The organism is Myroides albus (assembly GCF_009711045.1).
Taxonomy (GTDB): Bacteria; Bacteroidota; Bacteroidia; order Flavobacteriales; family Flavobacteriaceae; genus Flavobacterium; species Flavobacterium album_A.
The window spans coordinates 1-2,513 of the sequence record NZ_WMJX01000100.1; the positions used below are offsets into that span (position 1 = coordinate 1).

Sequence of the window (2,513 nt, forward strand, 5' to 3'; positions counted from 1 at the left end):
TTCCGGTGCAAACTGAACAGATGATTCCGGTGCAAACTGAACAGTTCTGAGCTTAGTTTTTTAGTGTAAATTGTGATTAAAAATCACAAAGTTATGGCTAATAAACCTATCTCAACGACCATGATAAAAAGTATCATTAAGATGAAAATCAAAGAAATTTCTAATTCTAGAATCGCATCTAGTTTAGGAATTTCAAGAACTACATTGATTAAATATGTAGATAATATTTGTAAATCAGGGCTTAGTTTTGGTGAATTAGACAAATTAAGTGAAAAAGATTTAGCAGATTTATTCCATACTCCTAATCTGCTGACAGAAATCAAAAACGATAAGGTTACTACAGATCTACTAGAGTATTTTCCCTATGTAGATAGAATGTTACCACAAGTAGGTTTTACAAGATTAATACTATGGGAGCAATACAAAGAGAAATACCCTGAAGGGGTCCAATATAGTAGGTTTTGTGAGGCTTATAGTAATTGGTGTGCTCAAGGAAAAGGTTATGTACCTATTGAACATAAAGCAGGTGAAAAGCTATTCATTGACTATGCTGGCAAAAAATTAGAAATTGTATGCCCACAAACAGGAAATATTAGTAAAGTAGAAGTTTTTGTAGCCACTCTAGGCGCTAGTCAATATACTTATGTAGAGGCTTGTGCAAGTCAAAAAGCCCCTGATTTTATAAAAAGTATTGAAAATGCATTACACTATTTTGGTGGTGTACCTAATTGTATTGTACCAGATAACCTAAAGTCAGCAGTAATTAAACCACACCGTATTGAACCAGAATTAAATCAGCAACTATTAAAATTTGCCATGCATTATGATACCACTATAATGCCTGCTAGGGTCAGAAAACCTAAGGATAAATCTCCAGTGGAAATGGCAGTTAATATTACCTATAGCCGAATCTACACCAAACTACATGGTCAGATATTTTTCAGTATAAATCAGCTAAACACAGCTATTAAAAAACTTTTAAAGCCTTACAATGACTATCCTTTTCAGAAGAAACAAAGCAGCCGAACAGAGATGTTCTTGGATTTTGAAAAACAAGCTCTTAAAGCTTTACCAATCGATTTATATCCAATTAAAACTTATAAAACAGCTACTGTATTAAAAAACTATCACGTTGATTTTAGAGAGGATAAACACCACTACAGTGTTCCATATCAGTACTTAGGAAAGAAAGTAACTCTTATTGTAGATCAAAATATTGTTGAAATCTATCATAACTATCAACGCATTGCTGTTCATCCTCGTAATAGGAGAACTAGTGGATACTCAACCTTAAAGGAGCATTTACCGCCAAAAAGTCAATATAATGCAGGTTGGAGTGAAGAGTATTTTATTAGTTGGGCCAATAAAATAGGCCCTGAAACAAAAGCTTTTATTGGGAAAATACTGCACAAACAAACCTTTGTAGAACAGAGCTTTAAATCATGTATAGCTGTTTTGTCCTTTGCTAGTAAAGTAGGGAATTCTAGACTAAACTTAGCTTGTAAACGAGCGTTAGCTTATGAACATATAAGCTATAAGGCTATTGAAAATATTTTAAAAAACGGATTAGATCAACAGGAATTAGAACAAAACTTACAAGCTATACCCCAACATGAGAATATCAGAGGGAATAATTATTTTAACTAAATCTTTATGTTTATGAATGTTAATGCAACAATTGAAAAAATGCAAAAACTTAGGCTTAATGGTATGAAAAGAGCCTATGAATCATCCTTAGAAACTAAAGCTATAGACTCTTTTACCAATGACGAGTTTATAGCCTGGTTAGTTGAGGCAGAAGATAACCAAAGAAATAATGATAAGACTCAGCGGCTTATAAAAAATGCTAGATTCCACTATCAAGCTAGTTTACAAGAGGTAAAGTTTACTGCTGAGAGAAACTTAGATAAAAACACTTTTATAAGATTATCTGATTGTAGTTTTATTGATCGAAATCAAAATATCATTATTACTGGTTGTACTGGAACAGGGAAAAGCTACTTAGCTACTGCACTAGGCTTCCAAAGCTGTGTAGCTGGTTATAAAGTAAAATACTACAATTTAGGTAAATTATTACATCGTTTGGCTATGACTAAAGCTGATGGTAGTTATTTAAAAGAATTGCTAAAATTAAGCGCCACTGATGTACTTATTTTAGATGATTTTGGATTACAACCCATTACTGGTGATAAGCAACTTATACTAATGGATATTATTGAGGATCGTAATCATCATAAGACAACTATCTTTTGCTCACAATTACCTGTAAAAGCATGGCATGATTTATTTTCAGAAAAAACAATTGCAGATGCGTTTTTAGATAGAATAATTCACTCTGCTATTCGCTTTGAATTAGAAGGAGAATCTCTCAGAAAAATAATCAAAAAATAATAACTCTTTTTAGCTATATTTATACTACTAAAAAACAAGGCGAAGAACTGTCCACTTTCACACTGGAATACACTGTTCACTTTCACACCGGAATAGGCTGTTCACTTTCAGTGGAATATTCA

The 2,513-nt window shown here is 32.6% G+C and carries 2 protein-coding genes; both read left to right on the plus strand.

Features of this window, described 5'->3' with window-relative positions; translation table 11 throughout:
• Window positions 1-93: 93 nt before the first annotated feature.
• Window positions 94-1,647 carry an IS21 family transposase gene (gene istA, locus GJV76_RS15400; protein ID WP_038988475.1) on the plus strand — a complete coding sequence of 518 codons (1,554 nt, stop codon included), beginning with the start codon at window positions 94-96 and terminating at the stop codon, window positions 1,645-1,647.
• A gap of 12 nt (window positions 1,648-1,659) precedes the next feature.
• Window positions 1,660-2,391 carry an IS21-like element helper ATPase IstB gene (istB, locus tag GJV76_RS15405; RefSeq protein WP_016649259.1) on the plus strand — a complete coding sequence of 244 codons (732 nt, stop codon included), beginning with the start codon at window positions 1,660-1,662 and terminating at the stop codon, window positions 2,389-2,391.
• The last annotated feature ends 122 nt before the right edge of the window (window positions 2,392-2,513 follow it).

Excerpts from the sequence above, each read along its gene's own strand:
- istA (WP_038988475.1), top strand. The coding sequence starts at position 94 with ATGGCTAATAAACCTATCTCAACGACCATGATAAAAAGTATCATTAAG.
- istB (WP_016649259.1), top strand. The coding sequence starts at position 1,660 with ATGAATGTTAATGCAACAATTGAAAAAATGCAAAAACTTAGGCTTAAT.